The organism is Bradyrhizobium sp. Ash2021 (genome assembly GCF_031202265.1).
GTDB lineage: Bacteria > Pseudomonadota > Alphaproteobacteria > Rhizobiales > Xanthobacteraceae > Bradyrhizobium.
This window is the reverse complement of sequence record NZ_CP100604.1, coordinates 13844-34825: the sequence shown is the minus strand read 5'-3', so window position 1 is coordinate 34825 and position 20982 is coordinate 13844. Positions and strand designations below refer to the sequence as shown.

18 protein-coding genes are annotated in these 20982 nt (G+C 63.5%); 7 read left to right on the top strand and 11 right to left on the bottom strand.

Annotated features, from left to right (window positions below):
* Positions 1-68 precede the first annotated feature (68 nt).
* Both NL528_RS00135 and NL528_RS00130 read right to left on the bottom strand, forming a co-directional pair.
* A complete protein-coding gene (locus NL528_RS00135; protein WP_309180762.1) occupies positions 69-1763 on the bottom strand; it encodes an AMP-binding protein in 1695 nt (564 codons plus the stop codon).
* Positions 1764-1988: 225 nt separating this feature from the next.
* On the bottom strand, positions 1989-3182 hold the full coding sequence (locus NL528_RS00130) for a serine hydrolase domain-containing protein (protein WP_309180761.1): 1194 nt from the start codon (positions 3180-3182) through the stop codon (positions 1989-1991).
* A 343-nt stretch (positions 3183-3525) separates the two neighbouring features.
* Between NL528_RS00130 and NL528_RS00125 the strand changes: the two genes are divergently transcribed.
* Together NL528_RS00125 and NL528_RS00120 are read left to right on the top strand one after the other, a co-directional pair.
* Complete coding sequence (locus NL528_RS00125; protein WP_309180760.1) at positions 3526-3846, top strand: hypothetical protein; 321 nt, start codon at positions 3526-3528, stop codon at positions 3844-3846.
* A gap of 200 nt (positions 3847-4046) precedes the next feature.
* Entirely contained in the window at positions 4047-5543 is a 1497-nt protein-coding gene (locus tag NL528_RS00120; RefSeq protein WP_309180759.1) for an NAD-dependent succinate-semialdehyde dehydrogenase, read from the top strand.
* Between the two features lie 129 nt (positions 5544-5672).
* Here the strand turns inward: NL528_RS00120 and NL528_RS00115 are convergent, their stop codons facing one another.
* From NL528_RS00115 to NL528_RS00090, 6 genes are all read right to left on the bottom strand, one after another.
* Complete coding sequence (locus NL528_RS00115; protein ID WP_309180758.1) at positions 5673-6752, bottom strand: alpha/beta fold hydrolase; 1080 nt, start codon at positions 6750-6752, stop codon at positions 5673-5675.
* Between the two features lie 57 nt (positions 6753-6809).
* The gene (locus NL528_RS00110) at positions 6810-9008 is read right to left on the bottom strand and encodes a SulP family inorganic anion transporter (RefSeq protein WP_309180757.1); all 2199 of its coding nucleotides are present in this window, start codon (positions 9006-9008) and stop codon (positions 6810-6812) included.
* Positions 9009-9113: 105 nt separating this feature from the next.
* Positions 9114-9920, bottom strand: a complete 807-nt coding sequence (locus NL528_RS00105; RefSeq protein WP_309180756.1) for a crotonase/enoyl-CoA hydratase family protein — start codon at positions 9918-9920, stop codon at positions 9114-9116.
* 179 nt (positions 9921-10099) lie between these two features.
* Entirely contained in the window at positions 10100-10351 is a 252-nt protein-coding gene (locus NL528_RS00100) for a hypothetical protein (protein WP_309180755.1), read from the bottom strand.
* A gap of 170 nt (positions 10352-10521) precedes the next feature.
* Positions 10522-11436 (bottom strand): phosphoribosylaminoimidazolesuccinocarboxamide synthase, encoded by a 915-nt coding sequence (locus NL528_RS00095; RefSeq protein ID WP_309180754.1) that lies wholly within the window; start codon positions 11434-11436, stop codon positions 10522-10524.
* A 75-nt stretch (positions 11437-11511) separates the two neighbouring features.
* Entirely contained in the window at positions 11512-12429 is a 918-nt protein-coding gene (locus tag NL528_RS00090) for a pirin family protein (RefSeq protein ID WP_309180753.1), read from the bottom strand.
* A 259-nt stretch (positions 12430-12688) separates the two neighbouring features.
* Here NL528_RS00090 and NL528_RS00085 point away from each other — a divergent pair, with 259 nt between their 5' ends.
* From NL528_RS00085 to NL528_RS00070, 4 genes are all read left to right on the top strand, one after another.
* Positions 12689-13291, top strand: a complete 603-nt coding sequence (locus tag NL528_RS00085; RefSeq protein ID WP_309180752.1) for a GNAT family N-acetyltransferase — start codon at positions 12689-12691, stop codon at positions 13289-13291.
* A gap of 41 nt (positions 13292-13332) precedes the next feature.
* The gene (locus tag NL528_RS00080) at positions 13333-14406 is read left to right on the top strand and encodes a helix-turn-helix domain-containing protein (RefSeq protein WP_309180751.1); all 1074 of its coding nucleotides are present in this window, start codon (positions 13333-13335) and stop codon (positions 14404-14406) included.
* A 149-nt stretch (positions 14407-14555) separates the two neighbouring features.
* Complete coding sequence (locus NL528_RS00075; protein WP_309180750.1) at positions 14556-16025, top strand: serine hydrolase; 1470 nt, start codon at positions 14556-14558, stop codon at positions 16023-16025.
* Between the two features lie 133 nt (positions 16026-16158).
* On the top strand, positions 16159-16449 hold the full coding sequence (locus NL528_RS00070; protein WP_309180749.1) for a DUF1330 domain-containing protein: 291 nt from the start codon (positions 16159-16161) through the stop codon (positions 16447-16449).
* Positions 16450-16471: 22 nt separating this feature from the next.
* Here NL528_RS00070 and NL528_RS00065 read toward each other — a convergent pair whose 3' ends face one another.
* Positions 16472-17842: an MmgE/PrpD family protein gene (locus tag NL528_RS00065; protein ID WP_309180748.1), complete on the bottom strand. Its 1371-nt coding sequence runs from the start codon at positions 17840-17842 to the stop codon at positions 16472-16474.
* A 132-nt stretch (positions 17843-17974) separates the two neighbouring features.
* Here NL528_RS00065 and NL528_RS00060 point away from each other — a divergent pair, with 132 nt between their 5' ends.
* Complete coding sequence (locus NL528_RS00060; RefSeq protein ID WP_375143965.1) at positions 17975-19093, top strand: aromatic acid exporter family protein; 1119 nt, start codon at positions 17975-17977, stop codon at positions 19091-19093.
* Here the strand turns inward: NL528_RS00060 and NL528_RS00055 are convergent, their stop codons facing one another.
* Positions 19094-19573: a DUF2867 domain-containing protein gene (locus NL528_RS00055; RefSeq protein ID WP_309180747.1), complete on the bottom strand. Its 480-nt coding sequence runs from the start codon at positions 19571-19573 to the stop codon at positions 19094-19096.
* Positions 19570-20973, bottom strand: coding sequence for an MATE family efflux transporter (locus NL528_RS00050; RefSeq protein WP_309180746.1), 1404 nt, complete (start codon positions 20971-20973; stop codon positions 19570-19572). The genes NL528_RS00055 and NL528_RS00050 overlap by 4 nt, the downstream gene beginning before the upstream one ends.
* Positions 20974-20982: the final 9 nt, after the last annotated feature.

Sequence of the window (20982 nt, the reverse complement as noted above, 5' to 3'; positions counted from 1 at the left end):
TTCTTTCTTTTTGTGGCGCGATGGATTGCTTCGCTTCGCTCGCAATGACGGCTTCTAGCGAATGTCCTTCACGCCGTCTTCGCCGCCTTCAATCCAAGCTTCGCCTCGACCGCGTCGCGCATCAAAAACTTCTGGATCTTGCCGGTCACGGTCATCGGAAACTCGTCGACGAATTCAATATAGCGCGGGATCTTGTTGTGCGCGATCTTGCCCTGGCAGAAGGCGCGGACCTCGTCGGCCGTCAGCGTCTCGCCCGCGCGTATCCGGATCCAGGCGCAGAGCTCTTCGCCGTAGCGGTCGTCGGCGACACCGAAAATCTGCACGTCCTGGATTTTCGGATGACGATAGAGAAACTCCTCGATCTCGCGCGGGTAAAGGTTCTCGCCGCCGCGGATCACCATGTCCTTGATGCGGCCAGTGATGTTGCAATAACCCTCCGCGTCGATCACAGCGATGTCGCCGGTATGCATCCAGCCATTGGCGTCGAGCACGTCGGCGGTTTTTTCAACCTCATCCCAATAGCCGAGCATGACGCTGTAGCCGCGGGTGCAGAGTTCGCCGCGTTCGCCGCGGGGTACGACGCGGCCTTCGAGATCGACGACCTTGACTTCGACATGGGGGTGAATGCGCCCGACCGTGGACACCCGGCGCTCCAGCAGGTCGTCGGTGGCGCTCTGAAAGCTGACCGGGCTGGTCTCGGTCATGCCGTAGGCGATCGTCACCTCGCGCATGTTCATGGATTCATTGACCCGCCGCATCACCTCGATCGGGCACGGCGCGCCGGCCATGATGCCGGTGCGCAGCGACGACAGGTCGAATTTGGCGAAGTCGGGATGGTCGAGTTCGGCGATGAACATCGTCGGCACGCCGTAGAGCGTCGTGCATTTTTCCTGCGCGATGGTCTGCAGCGTCACCAGCGGATCAAAGCCTTCACCGGGATAGACCATGGCAGCACCCGAGGTGACGGCGGCGAGATTGCCCATCACCATGCCGAAGCAATGATAGAGCGGCACCGGAATGCAGATGCGGTCGGTTTCGGTCAGGCGCATCGCGCGGCCGACGAAATAGCCGTTGTTGAGGATGTTGTGATGCGTCAGCGTGACGCCCTTGGGCGATCCGGTGGTGCCGCTGGTGAACTGGATATTGACGGGATCGTCGAACTGCAGGGTTTTGGCCAATGTCGCCAGCGTGTCGCGGTGGCGCGCGCCGCCCATGCGCGTGACTTCGTCGAACGCGATGGCGCCCGGACAAGCCGGGCCGCCAACCTGGATCACCGCGCGCAGTTGCGGCAAACGCGCGGCGTGCAAATCGCCGGGTTGCGCTTTGGCAAGTTCCGGCATCAGCGTGTTCAGCATCTCCATGTAGTTGGAGGTCTTGAACGCGGTGGCCGTGACGATCGCAGCGCAGCCGACCTTGGCAAGCGCGAATTCCAGTTCGCTGAGGCGATAGGCGGGATTGATGGTGACGAGAATGAGCCCGGCCTTGGCGGCGGCAAACTGGGTCAGCGTCCATTCCGGCCGGTTCAGCGACCAGACGCCGATCCGCTCGCCGCGCTCGAGGCCGAGCGCGAGAAATCCGGCGGCCAGCGCGTCGACCCGCTCGGCCAGTTCCGTCCACGTCCAGCGAACGCCATGGCTTGGCGACACCAGCGCGTCGCGTTTCCCCCAGCGCCGAACTGCCTGGTCGAGGCTGTGCCCGATGGTCTCGCCGAGCAGCGGCGCATCGGCGATGCCGCAAACATAGCTGTCCGCAATTTCTGTCAAGTGCGTCTCTCCAAACGTCAGGCACGCGTGCTACAGGATCGAGACATTATGTCCGCAACGTCATTGCCTGCGACAAACGCGAAGCGTTTGCGCAAGGGAGCGCAAGCGACGAAGCAATCCATTCTTCCTTTTTGGCGCACGATGGATTGCTTCGCGGAGCCTGTCATCGGGCCGGCCAGAGGCCGGACCCGTTGGCTCGCAATGACGGTCTTTAACAGATGCTCCCTAAGCCGCCTTCTGGCCGCTACCGGCATCGAGCCCGGCATAGACGCCGCGCTCGAAGCCCGCATAGGCTTCCAGGCATTTCTTGTCCACGAACGGCAACAACTGCATCAGGATCACGCCGGCGACGTTGCGGGCCGGATCGATCCAGAAATAGGTGTTGGCGAGGCCCGCCCAGGCGAGGCTGCCGGGGCTGCGGCCTTCCGCGGTCTTGGCGGTGTTGATCAGGAAGCTCAGCCCCCATTTCTTCACCTGGTCCGGATAGAGATCGACGTCGTTGGTGTACATCGGCGCCACCGAAATCAACTTGGTGACGCTGAGATCGCCGATGTGGTTCTGGCCCATCAACGCGACGGTCTCGGGCTTCAGCAACTGGTTGCCGTTGGCTTTGCCCTTGTTAAGGATCATCTGGCAGAACTTGATGTAATCGCCCGCGGTGCCGTAAAGGCCGCCGCCACCCATGTGGAATTCCGGATTCTGCTCCAGTTCGAACGGGGTCGGCGCCAGCGAGCCGTCCTCGCCGCGCGCATGCATGCCGACCAGCCGCTTGCGCAGGGAGTCCGTGATCTTGAAGCCGGTGTCGTTCATGCCGAGCGGCGTGAACATGTGGTCGCGCAGATAGGCATCGAGACGCTTGCCGCTCGCGGCTTCCACCGCCTTGCCGACGAAATCGATGTTGATGCCATATTCCCAGCGCGTGCCGGGATCGGACATGATCGGCGTCTTCAGCGCGGCGTTCTGGCAGGTGAAGACGTTTGGGGTTCCGGTCTTCGCCAGATATTGCGCGCCCTCGCCGTTCCACACGTCGTAGCAGAAGCCCGCGGTGTGGGTCATGAGATGGCGCAGCGTGATAGGCTTCTTCGCCGCGCGCAGTTTCGGCTCGCCCTTGGCATCAAAACCTTCCAGCACCTGCGGGGCGGCGAGATCGGGCAGCACCTTGCCGATCGGCTCGTCCAGCGACAGCTTGCCCTGCTCGACCAGCTGCATGCCGGCCGCCGCGGTGATGGCCTTGGTCATGGAGGCGATCCAGAACACGCTGTCGGCGGTCATGGCATCGTCTTTTGCCAGGTCGCGTTTGCCGAACGCACCCTGATAGATGATGTCGTTGCCCGTCGCCGCGATCGCGACGACGCCGGGAATCTCCTTCGCGTCGGTTTTCTGACGCAGAACCTGATCGATCTGAGCTTTGCTTTGCATGGGGGGTCGCCTCCGGTTTATTTTTTGGAGTGGGGCAATCTTCCTCCCGTCCGTCGCGTCCCGCAAGCGCGGGCAAGTGGCCGCGGTCGATGTCGCGATCTCGTGATGGGCACTGCAACGCGAAGGAGAGAAGCAACCCAACCGCAACACTTCGCCACAATTAGCGGTGGACGGAATGCAATGTCGGCGACCGGTCCGGGCATCCACGATAAATTGATCGCATTATAATTTGCGGTGCCGATATTTGGAGTAAGACATTCAGATTCCAGCCCAAAATAGCGCTGCCGGCGCTGAATGATTTGATGCAAATGGTTGTAACTTTGGAAGTTCCGAGGGAGCGGTGATGATCTCAACCTGGAGTGAATGGAAGCGATATCCCCGCGCCGGGCGCGGCGAGAACATCGAAGCCCCGATCAGCCCCGGCCTTTACGAAGTCCGCTATGCCGGTACCGGCGCGCTGCATTCATTCGAGGCGGTCGATAACGTTGCCCAGGCGCTGGCGCTGCTGACGATCAGTTCCAGGTCGTGGTTCGGCCGCCGCGATCCCGCTTCCCTGCCGGACCTCGAATACCGCACCTGCGCGACCTCGTCCCGGTCCGACGCCAAGGCCGCCGCCGAACGCATGATCGGCCGCCGCGAAACCTATATGAGCGGCGCGGCCTGATCCGAGACTGTCATTCCGGGGCGCACGAAGTGCGAACCCGGAATCTCGAGATTCCGGGTCTGGTCCTTCGGACCATCCCGGAATGACGAGCGTAGGTCCTCAAAATTGCTTGAAGCAGCCGCGCGTTTGCGGCCGATGCATTGAGGGCGGCTTCGGCCTATACTCGGGTCCAATAGCCAGGAAATCCGAGGAGTAACGCCATGACCCCGCCCGTCGCCGCACGCGCTTCGCAACCCGCCACACCGTCGCTTCGCGACCGCCTGAAGGATTCCTCACTGCTGCGCGAGCAGTGCTATATCGACGGCGCTTGGACCGGCAAGGCATCGCGGCCGGTGACCAATCCGGTCAACGGCGTGGAGCTTGCGAAAATCCCGGTCATGAGCACGGCCGAGACGACGCAAGCCGTCGAAGCCGCCGAGCGTGCGTTTCCGGCCTGGGCCAAGCTTACCGCCAAGCAGCGTTCCAACATCCTGCGCAAATGGTTCGACCTGATCATCGCCAACCGCGAGGATCTCGCGCTGATCCTGACCTCCGAGCAGGGCAAGCCGCTGGCGGAGGCGCTCGGCGAAGTCGATATCGGCGGCGCCTATGTCGAGTTCTTCGCCGAGGAAGCCCGCCGCGTCTATGGCGAAACCATTCCAACCCAGCGGGCCGATGCGCGCCTGCTGGCGATCAAGCAGCCGATCGGCGTTTGCGGCGCGATCACGCCGTGGAATTTCCCGTGCTCGATGATCACCCGAAAAGTGTCGCCGGCGCTGGCCGCGGGCTGCACCGTGGTGCTCAAGCCCGCCAATGAAACGCCGCTGACCGCGCTGGCGCTGGTGGCGCTGGCCGAGAAGGCCGGCGTACCGAAGGGCGTGTTCAATATCCTGACCGGCAATTCGTCGGCGATCGGCAAGGTGTTGTGCGAGCATCCCGCCGTGCGTTTCGTCGGCTTCACCGGATCGACCGAAGTTGGGAAAATTCTCTATCAGCAGGCCGCGGTCGGCGTGAAGAAGCTCGGCCTCGAACTCGGCGGCAACGCGCCGTTCGTGGTGTTCGATGATGCCGATATCGATGCCGCTGTCGAAGGCGCCATGGTCTCGAAATACCGCAACATGGGCCAGACCTGCGTCTGCGCCAACCGCCTCTATGCGCAGGACAAGATCTACGACCAGTTCGTCGAGAAGCTCTCGAAGAAGGTCGCGGCGATGAAGATCGGCGACGGCACCGAAGCCGGCGTGGTGCAGGGCCCACTGATCAACATGGATGCGATCGACAAGATCGAAAAACACATCGCGGACGCGGTCAAGGGCGGCGCCAAAATCGTCACCGGCGGCAAGCGCCACGCGCTCGGCGGCAGTTTCTTCGAGCCGACAGTGCTGGCCAATGTCGCGCCCGACGCACTGGTCGCGCATGAAGAGACCTTTGGGCCGCTGGCGCCGGTGTTCCGCTTCAAGGACGAAGCCGATGTGATTGCGATGTGCAACAACTCGCCGTTCGGCCTGGCCTCGTATTTCTATTCACGCGACCTCGGCCGGGTCTGGCGGGTGGCGGAAGCGCTGGAATCGGGCATGGTCGGCGTCAACACCGGCCTGATCACGACCGAAGTAGCACCCTTCGGCGGCGTCAAGGAATCAGGCCTCGGGCGCGAAGGCTCGCATCACGGCATGGAAGAATATGTCGAGATCAAATATGTGATGATGGCGGGGGTGTAAGCTTAGCCGTCATTGCGAGCGAAGCGAAGCAATCCATCTTGCGGCGGCAAGAAAGAATGGATTGCTTCGTCGCGGAGCCTGGCATCGGGCGCGCACTCGCGCGACCCGTGGGCTCCTCGCAATGACGGGCTACATTTGCAGGCTCTCCATGAACTCTCGCAGCCGCGGCGCCCATTTGTGGGCGTCGAGGCCGGATGCCGAATGGCCGTACTCGCTGTCGAGCAGGAAATAGTCGGCATCGACGCCGGCGGCCTTCAGTGCCGGCATCACGGAAGCCGCGAGTTCCGGAGGAAACAGTTTGTCGGTCCGGGACAGGACATAGAGGACCTTCGATTTGATCTTGCCGAGTTGCGCCGTGACGTCGAAGCCGCGCAGCGCCCTGGCCAGGGTGATCAACGAATTGGCATCGAAGCTTTCAGCCCATCGCTCTGCTTCCGCGCGGACCGCCGCTTCGATCTGTTCGGGGTCGGATATCGTGGTGCGCAGCCGGGTCTCGATGCCATAGGTCTTCAGCGTCGCGGAGCGGATCTGGATCATGCTCTCCAGCACCCCGCCATGATCGTAATAGTCGCCGCCGTTCCAGTTCGGATCCTGCGACAGGGTTGCGAGCAGGCGCGCCATATTGCCCTCGGCGCGCTCGCGCGGCACCAATGGCGCGGTGACGATGGCGGCGATCCCGCGCATCATGCCGGGATAGTCGACCGCCCATTGAAAGCCCTGGAATCCGCCATAGGAGGGGCCAACGATCGCAACCAATTTCTCGATGCCGAGGTCATCGACCAGCAGACGCTGGGTGGCGACGATGTCGCCGACGGTGATATCGGGAAATCGAGGTCCGTACCGCGTGCCCGTCTTGGGATCGATGCTCGCCGCATTGGTCGATCCGTAGGACGACCCCAGCATGTTCGGACAGATGACGAAGAAACGGTCGGTATCGACCGCCTTGCCGGGACCGACGAGTTCGTTCCAGCTGCCCTCGCCGGTCGATCCGCCGGGATCGATCATCTGCGGGCCGCTGGTGTTGCCATGCGTGACCAGCACCGCGTTGTCGCGCTGCGGTGATAGCTGGCCGAGCGTCTTGTAGGCGATCGTCACGGCCGGCATGACCGTGCCGCTCTGCAGGCGAAAATTCTCGATCTCAAAGGTCTTGATTGTAAAAGCCTTGATCATAAAAGCCCTGGCGTCAGCCGTCGAATTGTGTGCCGTCATGTTCTCGACCCTGGTGGACGCGGTACCTCAGCACGCCAGCGGTCGAAATACAAAGCCCTATCGCCGCAGCACCGCGATGGTGCGGTTGGCGAAGGTCAGTCGCTCGGCCATGACCGAGACGAAATAGGTCAGCAGCTTGTGGCTGAGTTCGGGGGCGGCGGCCTTGATCGCCTCGAACTGATGGGTGTTCAGCACGTAGAGCACGCTCGCGACTTCGGCCTGGATCGTGGCGCTGCGCGGCGCCTGCGAGACGAGGCCCATTTCGCCGATCGTGGTGTAGCGGCCGAGGCTTCGCACCCGCGTGGTGCGGGCCTCATCCGCCGGAACCATGATGCCGACGCGGCCGTCCAGGATGAAGTGCATGGAATCGGCGGCATCGCCGGCGCGAACGATGATTTCACCGGCCTCGACCTCGATGCGATGGCAGCGGCGGACCAGTTCGTCAGCGTCATATTCGTCGCCGAGAATCTGGGCGAACCAGTCGCGCAGGCTGGCTTCCTCCTGTTCCAGCCCCTGATGTTGGGTAATGAGCTCGTTCTCGCACCATTCCAGGGCATGATCCAGTTCGGGAATGACACTCACCTCGCTCGAGATGAACTCGCTCGACCGCAGGACTTTCTCGGCCGCGGCGGAAAGATGCACCAGCACCAGCTTGACACCGAGGTCGTGCGCGCTGCGCTTGATCTGCGCAAAACTGTAGGCGGCCGATGAATCGATGCCGGTGACGAGCTTGAAGTCGAAGATGAGATAGCGGCATTCGGGACAGCGCTGCAACAGCGCCTTGACGTGTTGATAGAGCCGGTTGGCCGAACCGAAGAACAGATAGCTCTGCAGGTTCAGGCCCTGGATCTTGCCGCCATGGGCCAGCAGTACCTCCTGATCGCCGCGCGAGCGATCCAGCGAGCTGCGGTATTCCGAACCGTCAAAGCTGTATTTGATCGATTCGATCCGCGCCGCGCTCAGCGCGAAGGTCGCGCAGCCGATCACGACGCCGATCAGCACGCCGGGGACGAAGCCCCACCCCACGATGATGACGATGATCGCCAGCAGCGACACATATTCGGTCTTCGAGAGCCGTTTCCGCGACTCGACGATCCATTTGTGCAGCTGGTCTGTTCCCAGATAGATCAGGAGGCCGCCGAGAACGAATTTCGGCATATAGCCGAGCAGCTCGGGCGCGACAGCCAGCATCAGCGCGGAAATGGCTGCGGCGGTGAGGCCGGAGAGGCGGCCGGTGCCGCCGCTGCCGAGATTGAGAATCGAGCGGCTGATCGAAATGCAGCCGGGATAGCCCGCCAATGCGCCGGCCAGGATATTGGCGAGGCCGGTGACGTTCAGTTCCCGCTCCAGATCGGCCTCGCGATGGACGGCGACTTCGATGCCGGTGGTGTTGAAAAGCGTGCTTGAAGCGGTGACGAAGACGACGGCAACCAAATTGCCGAGCAGGTCCGGCAGGGCGTACCAGGGATAGTGGCGGAGTTCGCTGGCGTTCCACGGCAGCATGAAGTGGGTCGGTGGTGGCGGCTGAAAGGTCCAGCCCGACGCTTGCGCCTCTTCAGGCGAGATGCCGAAGATCCAGAACGCAAGATGCGCGGCGATCACGCCGCCGATCAGAATGACCGGCAACCCCAACGAACGGCGGGAGCGACGCCAGGTCAAATTCAGGATCAGCGCCATGGCGCAGGCGGCGCACAATTCGGACAGCGTGGTGACGTTGGCGAACCGGTCGAGCGTTCTGAATTGCAGCCGGTGACCGGTGATCACCCGGATCGCGCCCAGAACGATCAGCAGCCCGGTCGCGCCGAGAAATCCGCCGACGACGGGATAGGGGACATAGCGGATGGCCCGGCCCATCCGCGTCACGCCGAAACCGCACAGCACGATGCCGGTTACGATCGTCGAAAAGCCGAGCGTGATCAGGGTAGGCGCGAGCAGCGGCGCTGTGGGGTCGGTCGCAGCCATGCGCTCAACCAGCGAAGCGGCCAATATGCCGGTGATTGCCGCCGTGGAGCTGTCGGGACCTGCAATCGCAAAGGGCAGGGAACTGCCGAGCGCGAGCACGGCGGCCAGCACAGCCGACGTAATGAACGTGGCGGCGACACCATAGGACAGATAGGGCGCCAGCGGCCCGGCGAAGATCAGCAGCGCGTAGGAAAGGCCGAACGTAATGCTCAGAACGCTGGCAGCGCTGCCGCCGAGAACATCACTAAATGCACGGCGCGCCCGCGGACCGAAATTAACAAATCGACTGACCATTTGCCCCTTGCTTCCGCCGTCAGTCCTAGACGACAGCAGAGCAGGACGCCAACAAGATTTTTATGACAACAGAACTCGCCGGGTCGCGTCAGCGCAAATGCTCCGTCAACCATTCCCTGCGTCGCCGCCGAACGCGCCGTGCCGGCCAACGCCGGACGCAAATCGCGTCGCGCCGGACAGCGTCTCGCCTGAGGCGATGACCTTGAGGCCGCCGCGCATCTCATTGGCAATCGCCTCTTCCTCTTCGAGGTCCCATTGCCGCAGCGCCGACAGCCGGTCCGCGCGCAGGCAGGTCTGCGGGAAGCGCGCGATCTCCTTGGCCAACGCGATCGCATGCGCCCGGGTTTCGCCTTTCGGCACCAGGCGATTGGCAAGGCCCATGCGCAAGGCTTCCGTGCCGCCGACCGGGCGCCCGGTCAGGATCAGGTCGATCGCCTGCGAATGGCCGATCAGCCGCGGCAGCCGGATGGTGCCGAGATCGATCAGGGGCACGCCAAAGCGGCGGCAGAAGATGCCGAAAGTGGCGTCCTCTGCGACCACCCGCATGTCCGTCCACAGCGCGAGCTCCATGCCGCCGGCGACCGCAAAACCTTCGACCGCTGCGATCACGGGTTTCGACAGCCGCAGCCGGCTCGGCCCCATCGGCGCGATCGAATCGTGGCCACCGACCTCGCGCTTTTTGTTGGGATCGCCCGACGCCACGGCCTTGAGGTCGGCGCCGGCGCAGAAATAGCCGCCGGTGCCGGTGAACACCGCCACCGAGGCTGCTTCGTCGGCATCGAATGCGCGAAAAATATCGTACAGCTTTCGTGCGGTGGCGCCGTCGACGGCGTTGCGGCAATGCGGACGGTTGATGGAAACGATGGTCACCGGCCCATCGCGTTCGACGAGTACGGCATCGGTCTCGGTCATGTCAGGCGTCCTCCATTTCTTGATTGTCCGGGATCGTCAGACGGACAACCGCCTAAGAGGCAAGCCTAGCGTTCCCTGTTATTCAATACCATCGACAAGATCAGCCCCGGAATTTCCGGCGAGATGCGTCCTCGGCCCGGCACTCAAAAAAATGGCCCCGTTAAGGGGGCCATCCTTCATTAGTCGTCCCAATGACGGTGACGTTTGATGATTATCGTTCGGTCGCCATCATGGTTGTACCAGCCGCGATGCCAACCGCGATCATGTTCGTAGAACCCAACGCGAGGGCCGCGATAGTAGTCATCACGGTCGCGATAGTAATAGTCTCGGTCGCTGCCGACGCGGAAGCTGAAACCCTGCGCGCTCGCGACGGTAGGCGCCGCAACTGCGATGGTCGCTAACGTGGCCAGAACGCAAGAAAGCTTCTTCATATCGCTTCTCCTTTCGTTGTTGCGCAGGGAGAAAACGTGTGAGCAATCGCCACGTTCCTGGAACTACATCGGAACTTTCTTGAATGGATATTCAGCTAGATTGCCTGTTTTTTGGATGTGATCGCACGCTGGATAGGAACTCCGATGAGAGCGCATCGATTGCGCTGGCGTCAGACCTTGAGTTCAGCGCCCGTCACCCGCCGATACGCTTCGAGATAGCGCTTGCTGGTCGCCTCCACCACGCTGGCCGGCAGCGGTGGCGGCGGGGCGTCGCCGTTCCAGCGGCCGGCGCGGCGCTCGGCGTCGAGATAATCGCGCAGCGGCTGCTTGTCGAAACTCGGCTGCGGCTGGCCGGTCTTGTAGACGTCGACCGCCCAGAACCGCGAACTGTCGGGGGTCATCACCTCGTCGATGAGGATGATGCGGCCACTGCCGTCGCGGCCGAATTCGAACTTGGTATCGGCGATGATGATGCCGCGGTCGCGGGTGATCTTTTCGCCGAAATGATAGACCGCGCGCGCCATGCTCTCCAGCGTGTGCGCGACTTCGTCGCCCAGGATCTCGCGCACCCGCGCCACCGTAATGTTCTCGTCATGGCCGGTTTCGGCCTTGGTCGCCGGGCTGAAGATCGCGGGCTCGAGCTTGGCGCTTTCGACGAGGCCCGGCGCCAGCTTCTCGCCGGCCAGCGTGCCGTGTTGCGCGTATTCCTTCCACGCCGAGCCGGAAATATAACCGCGGATCACGCATTCGATCGGGAACACTTCTGTGCGCCGGCACAGCATCGCGCGCCCAAGGATATCGGCGCGATGGGCTTTCAGTGCGGGCACCTGCGCGATGATCTCGTCAGCGTCGGCGCTGATCATGTGATGCGGCACCACGCTTTCGAGTTGCCGGAACCACCAGGCGCTGATCTGGGTCAGCACCGCGCCCTTCATCGGGATGGTCTCGGCCATCACGACGTCGAACGCGCTGATGCGGTCGGTGGTCAACAGCAACACGCGATCGTCGCCGACGGCGTAGATATCGCGGACCTTGCCGCGGCCGATCCGTGGCAAGGGCAAATCGCTGGCGAGCATCGCATTCATTCGGTCAGGCTTTCAAAGGCGATGCGCTCGCGCGAGAGGCGCGAGCGCAGGGAAGGGGATAATGGAGGAGATAGCTTACTCCGGCAGCGGAATGAACTCATGTTCGTTGGGAACATGGGCGAAACGGCCGGTTTTCCAGTCCTGTTTGGCCTGCTCGATACGTTCCTTGCTGGAGGAGACGAAATTCCACCAGATATGGCGCGGGCCTTCCAGCGCGTCGCCGCCGAGGAACATCATCCGGACCGGCTTGATTGCCTTCACCGTGATGCGGTCGCCGGGCCGGAAGACCAAGAGGCGCGGGCCTTCATAGCGCTCGTTCGCAATCTCGACCTCGCCGTCGACCAGATAGATCGCGCGCTCTTCATGGTCGGGATCGAGCGGCACGCTGGTGCCCTGTTCGGCGCTCACCTCGGCATAGAACCACGGCGATACCATCGTAACCGGTGAGGATATGCCGAACGACTGGCCGGCGATCACGCGCGCCGTAAAGCCCCGTTCCGTGATCATCGGCAGATCGCCGGCCGCGTAATGCTGAAACGACGGCGCGACTTCCTCCGATCCTGCCGGCAGCGCGATCCAGCTTTGCAGGCCCAGCATCTTCTGGCCGTCACGGCGCTGCACGTCGGGCGTGCGCTCGGAATGGGCGATGCCGCGGCCGGCGGTCATCAGGTTCATGGCGCCGGGCTGGATTTCCTGGATGTTGCCCTCGCTGTCGCGGTGCATGATGCTGCCGTCGAACAGATAGGTGACGGTGGCGAGGCCAATATGCGGATGCGGGCGGACGTCCATGCCCTTGCCGGCGATGAACTGCACCGGCCCGAAATGATCGAAGAAGATGAAGGGGCCGACCATCTGCCGCTTGCCATGCGGCAGCGCGCGGCGGACCTCAAATCCGTCGCCGAGGTCGCGGGTGCGCGGCACGATGACGAGATCGAGCGCGTCGCAGGATTTGGCATCGCCGAGTACGGGGTCGTTGGAGGGTTGCCAGCTCATGGGGAGACTCCTTTGGTTTTGTCGCGATCATACTCCATCCGTCGTCCCGCGAAAGCCGTGTGTGGGTCTTGCAACGAACACCTCGACGTCATTGCGAGCCAACGGGTCGCGCGAATGCGCGCCCGATGACAGGCTCCGCGAAGCAATCCATCTAGCCGCGCAAGGAAAGAATGGATTGCTTCGTCGCTTGCGCTCCTCGCAATGACGGCGGTAAGCAAATACACATAAGAATAGTTGCAGAAAATAAAGGCAGGAAACGATGATTCCTCCATTGAAGCCGGGTGCCAGGCTGTTGCAGCCCAACGGTCCGGTCATCGAGACCGAGCGCTTGCTGCTGCGGCAATGGCGCGGTGATGACGTCGCGCCCAACACGGCGATGCTGGCCGATCCCGGCACCGCGCGGTTCATTACCGTGGACGGCAAGCCCGTTACAAGCGAGCTCAACGGATGGCGCAATGCCGCCATCATGGCCGGGCACTGGGTGCTGCACGGCGTGGGCATGTTCGTGGTCGAGGAAAAATCGAGCGGAAAATTTGTCGGGAGGGTCGGGCCGTGGTTTCCGCCGGGCTGGCCCGGCTTCGAGGTCGGCTGGGGCATCGCCACGGAATTTCGCGGCAAGGGTTTTGCGGTGGAGGCGGCGCGGGCGTCGATCGATTGGGCATTCGGGACCTTCGACATCGACCGGATCATTCATTGTATCGATCGCGAAAACACCGCGTCACAGGGCGTAGCGCGTCGGCTCGGCGCCAGCAAGGATGGCGAGTTCGATTTGTTCGGCCATGTCGCTGACGTCTGGGTGACGCACCGCAATACCTGGAAAGGCCAGTCCGCCAAAATTGAACGGGCCGGCGATCTGCACTAAAACCATGATGCGCCGATAACCGCGCGGACCGGGTTCACTCGATGCTGCTTCCCACTGTCGATATCGCACTGCGCGCCGGAACCGTGGCGCTGCTGCTGGTGCTGGCGGTGTCGCTGTTTCGCGGCTTCGGGACCGTCCTTGCCGGGCGATTGGCCGCGGCCTTTGCGCTGGGCTCGGCGGCGCACGCCGTGAGCTATTCGATCGGCGCCACCTCGCCGGTGTCTAACTTGCATGCGCCGTTGATCGCGCTGTCGACCGGCAATGTCGTGGTGTTCTGGCTGTTCACCCGCGCGCTGTTCGACGATGGCTTCAAACTGCACGCGTGGCATGGGCTGGTCTGGGCGGCGGTGGCCGCGTTCAGCTTCGTCAATTGCCTGTGGATCGCGCCGGCGCCCGGCGGCAATTTGCGGATATCCATCATTGCGATCAACCTGCTGGCGCTCGGCTTTATTGCGCTTGCGGTCGTGCAGACCATCGCTTCGTGGTCATCCGATCTGGTCGAGGGCCGCCGCCGCATCCGGGCGTTCATCATCGTCGCGGCCGCGCTGTACGGCGGCGTCAACGCCATTCTGCAGATGTTGTGGTCAGCTGGCGAAGCGGCCGGCATCGCCAACACGGTGAATTTAGCCGTTTTGGCCGCCATCGTGGCTACGATTTCCTGGTTGATGATGCGCGTGGACGGCGCCGATCTGTTTCCGGTCGCGGCCGAGATTGCCGCAGCGCCGGATGTTCCGAATCCATCGGCCGCATTTGAGCATTCAAACGACCAAAAACTGGTCGACGCGCTGATGCGGCTGATGGCCGACGAGCGCATCTATCGCCACGACAACGTCACCATTGGCACGCTGGCGAGCCGGCTCAAAATACCCGAATACAGATTGCGGCGGCTGATCAACCAGCGGCTCGGCTACCGCAACTTCAACGTCTTCCTCAACAATCACCGGATCGAGGAAGCCAAGGCAGCACTGGCCGACCCGACCCAGGCCGAAGTCCCCGTTATCACCATTGCGATGGATGCCGGGTTCCAGTCGCTGGGTCCGTTCAACCGGGCGTTCAAGGCGACGACGGGGGTCACGCCGACCGAATACCGCCGCCTGAACGCGACCGCGGCTTGATCGGTAAGTCGTTGTAATTTGATCAAGATTTCGGAATCGGCGAGGCCCTTCCAGGTTCCGGCCACTCTGATTTCCAAATCCGGCGAGCGGTGATCGGATTGTTCGCCATCATGGCCGGCACGCGCTCATGCGTCATGCCGGAGGCCAATGTGACCCGACGAAATCTCATTCTCATTCTCACGACGACCACGGCCCTCAGCGCGCTGGCGCTGACGGCTGCGCGGGCCCGCGACGTGCCAAAGGTCGCCACGGGTTTCGTCGCCAACATCATCTGTTCGGAAACCTTTGTGTCCGGACAGGATCCGCAAAGAATTTTCTCGGAGACGACGGCCGCGATGCCGGGCGCCAGCCTGATCACCTGGGCACTCAATTATAGCGTCGATCGAACGCGCCGCGATGTCACGGTGTCGCTGTTTGGCCTTGGCCGCAGCCATGCCGTCTATCGCGAGGGCATGGGCTGCTATCTCGATCACGGTGGCGCGGTCGCGGACGTTTCGCCGCCGGCGGCCGAAAGCAAGCCGATGCCGGCGTTGTTGCCCGACATCGCGGGACCTGGCGTCGTTACGCCAGCCAACCCCCAACTGGCCGCAGCTCTGGATCGCGCCTTCGCCGAACCTTCAAGCCCGCCGTTCCGCCGCACGCGGGCGGTGGTCGTGGTCAAGGACGGCCACGTCGTGGCCGAGCGCTATGGCGAAGGCTACGGCATCGAGACGCCACTGCTCGGCTTCTCCGCGACCAAGTCGGTAATGTCAGCGCTGACGGGCATTCTGGTGCGCAAGGGCGCTCTTACGCTCGATCAGCCGGTGCCGATCGCGGCGTGGCAGGGCGCCGGCGATCCCAGGCACGCGATCACGGTCAATCATCTGCTGCGCCACACCGCTGGGCTTGCGATCGGCAGCTCGCTCGAGGCCTCGCTTGGCGCAGCCTTCGAGCCGGTCAATCGCATGAAATTCATGGAATCCGACATGGCGGCTTACGCCGAAAGCGTCGGGCTAGCGACACCGCCCGGCAGCACCTGGAATTACAATGACGGCAACTTCATCATTCTCTCGCATCTGATCCGCAATGCGGCGGGCGGCCATGCGTCTGACGTGATCCGGTTCGCGCGGCAGGAATTGTTCGCACCGCTCGGCATGCGCAACGTGACGCTCGAGTTCGATGCTTCCGGTAATCCGGAAGGATCGAGCCAGATGCTGGCGACGGCGCGCGACTGGGCGCGGTTCGGCATGCTTTATCTCAATGACGGCGTGGTCGGCGGTAAGCGCATGCTCCCCGAGGGATGGGTGAAGTATTCGGCCTCGGCGACGCCGAACGCCTGGGTCGGATATGGCGCGGGCTTTTGGACCAACCTCGGCGACAGTTTTGGTGCGACTTACCGGATCGAACACGGCATGCCGCGCGATGCCTTCTTCGCCAAGGGGACCATCGGGCAATATGTCGTCTGCGTTCCCTCGGAACGGCTGGTGATCGTTCGCCTCGGCCGCTCGCCCAACTGGCCGCCGGAGGTCGATGGCGTGTTCGGGCTTGTCAGCGATGTCGTCGCCGCAACCGGCGGCAAGGCCAGGCTGGCAGGCAGCGATGCGGCGCCCGTTTTGGCGTCGCGTCCTCCAAACGAATGATATTTGCCACAGCCAGGACGCGACAATGTGAATTGAACTATTCGGCCGGCGACGGTTGGATGCCGCGCCGCCATCGATCGATGCGCGGCGCCATCCCTGCAAATTTTGCGAACGTCTTCTGCCGGAGGAAATGATGCCGAAAGCCTATTGGATCGTGCACGTCTCGGTCCACGATCCCGAGCACTATCCCGAATATCTGGCAGTTGCGATACCGGTGTTCGAGAAATTCGGCGCCAATTTCATCGTGCGGGGCGGCGCCTATGAGGTGATGGAAGGAACCGAGCGGGAGCGTAATTTCGTCATCGAGTTCAAGGACAGGGCCACCGCGACGGCCTGCTATCAGAGCCCGGAGTATCAGCGGGCGGTCGCGATCCGCAATAAATACTCCGACGCCGACCTCATCATCATCGACGGCCCTGCATGATGCAGGGCCGTATGGCCAAGGTTTATTGCCGGCCCAACTGCGTGGCTTGCTCGACGCGATCAAATCTTTCAAGTGAGAGGATCGCGTCCGCAAGCTGATCGGCGCGGCCGTTCAGCACGGGACGGGCGAGCGTCAAAAACTTCTGCTGCATCGCCTGCGCGTCCGGGAATGAATTCGGCTCGCCGGATGGATCGGCATAGAGCCGCTCGTGGACGCCATCATCGGTCGTGATTGAGACGCGCGCGCCAAAGGGATGGGTGCGGCCGATCTCGAGGCGGTCGTCCTGCACCACGTCGAACTTGTCGGCCAGCGCATTGACCGCGGCATCGCCGAGCCGCTCGTAATCGTCCCAGCCGAAGCGACCCTGGTCGAGCGCCAGCGCGCCGGTGAAGAACATCGAGAATTGTCCGCCGACGATCGAGGTCGGATGCCGCTTGGTGGCGGCATCGCCGGTCAGCGTGATGCCGTTGCGGTGCAGGCCGATCTCGACCCGCCTGATCTGGTCCGGCGTCAGATTGTGCTCCCGGCGCATCGCGATCAGCGCGTCCAGGGCTGCATGGGTATAGCGGCAGCTCGGATAGGGCTTTACGCCGATCTTCAGGGTCTCGTAGATCTTGCCGAGTCCGGCGATCGCCTTGTCCGGATGCGCATCGTCGCTGTAGCCGACCAGAAGCCCATGCTTGCCCTCGACCGATTCGGTCGAGCCGACAAAATCGTTGCGCGCCAGGGTGGCTGCGATCACGCCATTCATCGCGGCCGCGCCGACCTGGTAGCGCTTGTTCCAGGCGCCGTTGACCAAAAATTGCAGCGATCCCGCGGCCTGGCTGCCGGAGACGCCGAAGGCTGCGATGATCTGGTCCTTCGACAGCCCGAACAGCTTTGCCGCCGCCGCAGCGGCGCCATAGGTGCCCGCAGTCGCGGTCGGGTGAAAGCCGCGCGCGTAATGCGAAGTGGGGTCGAGCGCGTTGCCGAGCCGGCAGCACACTTCATAGCCGGCCACGATGGCGGTGAGCACGTCGCGACCGGATGCACCGACCATCTCGCCGACCGCAAACGCCGCCGGCACCACGGGCGCGCTCGGATGCAGCGAGGAATCCGCATGCGTGTCGTCGAAGTCAAGCGAATGGCCGAGCGCGCCATTAAGGAGTGCGGCTACCGCCGGGGTCCAGGTCTTGGCATCGCCGAACACGGTGGAGTGGCCCTTGCCATCCAGCGCTAGCGATTCCAGCATTTTGAGCAGGGAAGGCGTCGATTCCGCGTCGCGCCGGGCCCGGATCGCGCTGCCGAGGAAGTCGAGCGTCAGCACTTTGGCGCGCTCGAGTACCTCCGGCGGGATATCCGCGAATTTCAGGTCGGCGACATAGGCTGCGAGCGTTGCGGTTTCGTTGGCCATCGTGTTTCCTCGTTTTGCCGCGCAGGGTAGGCGGGCTGATTTCGCGTTTCAAGCCGCCTCCGGGGGGCGGGCATCAGCTATGCTCAAAGCCGTCTATTACGGGTACTGTCTGCCGATTCCGGAACGCGACGCATGATGACCTTCTCAAAACGCATATTCGGCCGGTTCTGGGCCCGGAAGACGCAATTGGCGCTCGCGGTCAGGATTGCCGCGGCGGCCGTCGCCGCCTACGCGATCGCGGTCGCGTTGCATCTGTTGCTGCCGCTATGGGCGGTGCTGACGTCCCTGATCGTGACCCAGATGAGCGTCGGCCGGTCGCTGAAAGCGACCCGCGACTATATGCTCGGCACCATCGGCGGCGCGATCTATGGCGGCGCCATCGCGGTGCTGATCCCGCATTCCGGCGAGGGCAGTCTGCTGGCGCTGCTGGTACTGGCGGTGACGCCGCTGGCCTTCATCGCCTCCCTCAACCCCAGCCTCAACTCCGCCACCGTTACGGCCGTGATCGTGCTGCTGCTCCCGACCATGCATCACAGCAATCCACTGGATTCCGCGATTGATCGCGTCATGGAGGTCAGCGTCGGCGCAGTCACGGGATTGGTGGTTTCGTTCCTGGTGCTGCCGTCGCGGGCCGTCAACCAGATCCGCGCCAACGCGGCGCGCTTGCTCGAGCTGCTGGCCGCCGCATTCGCCGAATTGCTGGCCGGCTTGACGCGCGGTCTCGACAACGACGCGCTGCACCGCATCCAGGATGGCATCGGCGTGGCGGTGACCGGCCTGAACGCGACCGGCGCCGAAGCCGAGCGCGAGCGCTCAGCGCATTTGTCGTCGGGCCCGGACACCGGCCCATTGCTGCGGACCATCCAGCGGCTGCGCCACGACGTCGTGATGGTCGGGCGCGCCAGCGTGGTGCCGTTGCCGGCGAACGTGCAGGCCCGGCTGGCACGACCGCTGTCCGAGGTCAGCAACGCGATCGTCAGCTATATGCAGTCGGTTGCGGTGTCGTTGCGAAGCGGCGCCGGCTCCGCGGAAATCCAGCCGGTCGACGCGGCCCTGCAGGCCTATGCGACCGAAGTCGCCGCGTTGCGCAGCGAGGGCTTGATCCGCGGCCTGCCGGTGGATGCGGCGGAGCGATTCTTCGCGTTGGGATTTTCGTTGGAGCAGATGCGGCAGAATTTGAACGATCTCAGCCGCTGCCATGCCGACTGGTGCGAGGCGGCGGCCACGAAACCGGCCGACGCGAAGAGCTAATTAGGCGCCGGCAACCTGTCGCAGCAGGGTGGGCGCGATCAGGCGGTGAAACGGCAGGATGATTGCCAGATAGGTCCGGCCGAGCCGGTTATGCGTCAGTACCAGCGTGGTCAAGGTGACGTTCTGGGTGGTGGCGCCGGAGGCCGCGACATCCACGACGATGCGAAAATCCAGATGGGTGTCGTTGAAGCCGGCGACCAGCCGGTCTGGGGTCGCGCTCAGAACCGGAAATATCCCGATCATTTCGCGCGGCGCGGTCTTGCTGGCGCCTGATGTCTTGAGGCCAAACGGCGTGACGAGAATATTGCGCAGGGTCAACAAGGCTTCGGCCCATCGCGGCTGACGCGCGATCATGCGCTGCGCGGCGTGGCGGGCGTCCAGCGCGGGCCCGGCGGTTTCAAGGCGGAAGGCATCGACGAACTGCGCGCCGGGCAGCAGCGTATCGGTGTCGGTCTCGGGTTTGATCTCGCAGACTTTCATCGCGTGAGCCTGTTCGCCAGCAGCCGGAAACGCAAGACCAGAAGAACGGCATATACCGCGGTTCCGCACGACAGCCCGATCCAGACGCCGACCGCGCCCAATGGCGTCCGGAAACCGAGCACGCAGGCGCAGGTGAATCCGATCAGCCAGTAGCTGACGGTGGCGAACAACAGCGGTATCCGCGTGTCGTTCACGCCGCGCAGCGATCCGGCGACGACGGTCTGGATGCCGTCGGCGATAAACAACGTCGATCCGACCAGCAACAGCGTTGCGGCGAGTTCGGCGGTGGCATCCGTGGTTTCGCCGAGGAAAATCGCGGCAATCGCAAAGCGTCCGAGGATCACGGCAAGCGTCATCGCGGACATGAAGACGATGCCGAGACCAGTCGCGACAAATCCCGCGCGCTTGACCGCCGGCGCGTCACCGCGCCCGACGGCGTGACCGACCCGCACGGTGGCCGCCATCGCGATCCCGAACGGCACCATGAACAGGATGGCCGCGATCTGCAGCGCGATCTGATGCGCCGCGAGCGCTGTAGTGCTGATCAGTCCCATCAAAAGGCCGGCGGCGCCGAATAGGCCGTATTCCAGCAGGAACGAGAGCGAGATCGGCGCGCCGACGCGGACGAGTTGCCGCATCAGATGCCAGTCGATGCGCCAGATGCGCCCCAGCACATGATACTTCCGGAACGGGCGGCGGCGGGCGGTGAACCACAGCCCTGCGAGGAACGTTCCGAGATTGACGATAGAGGTCGCAAGGCCCGCGCCAAACAGCCCGAGCTGCGGCAAGCCCAACGCGCCGTAAAGGAGCAGATAGACCAGCAGCGCATTGGCCGGAATCGCCGCCAGCGTGATCCACAGGATCGGCTCCGGGCGGTTTACCGCGCTCATGAAGCCGCGGATCGCGATGAACCACAGCGCCGGCAGGACGCCCCAGGCGAGGCCGAACAGATATTGCTGGGCGAGATGGGCGGCGATCGGGGCCTGACCGAGCGCGAGCAGGATCTGCTCGCCGCGAAACGGCAACGCCATCAGCGGCAGGGCGATCAGCAGCGCGGCCCACAGGCCGACCCGAAGCGCGCGTCGCACCATGCGCGGATCGCGCGCGCCGAACGCCTGGGCGGCCAGCGGCGCCACCGCCGACACCAGTCCCATGCCAAAGGTAAAGCTGACGAAGAACACGGCATGCGCCAGCGATGCCGCGGCGAGCGCCTCGCTGCCGAGGCGTCCGATGAACGCGATATCGGTGGTCATCATCGCGATCTGCCCGAGCTGCGTCAGCGCAAGCGGTACCGCGAGCTTGAGGGTCTCGGCAAGCTCGAGGCCGAGATGACGGCCGGATGCCGGCGCAGCAGCGCGCGGCGTGATCGATGATAGGTCTACTTTTTCGGAAACGGCCATGGAACGAGA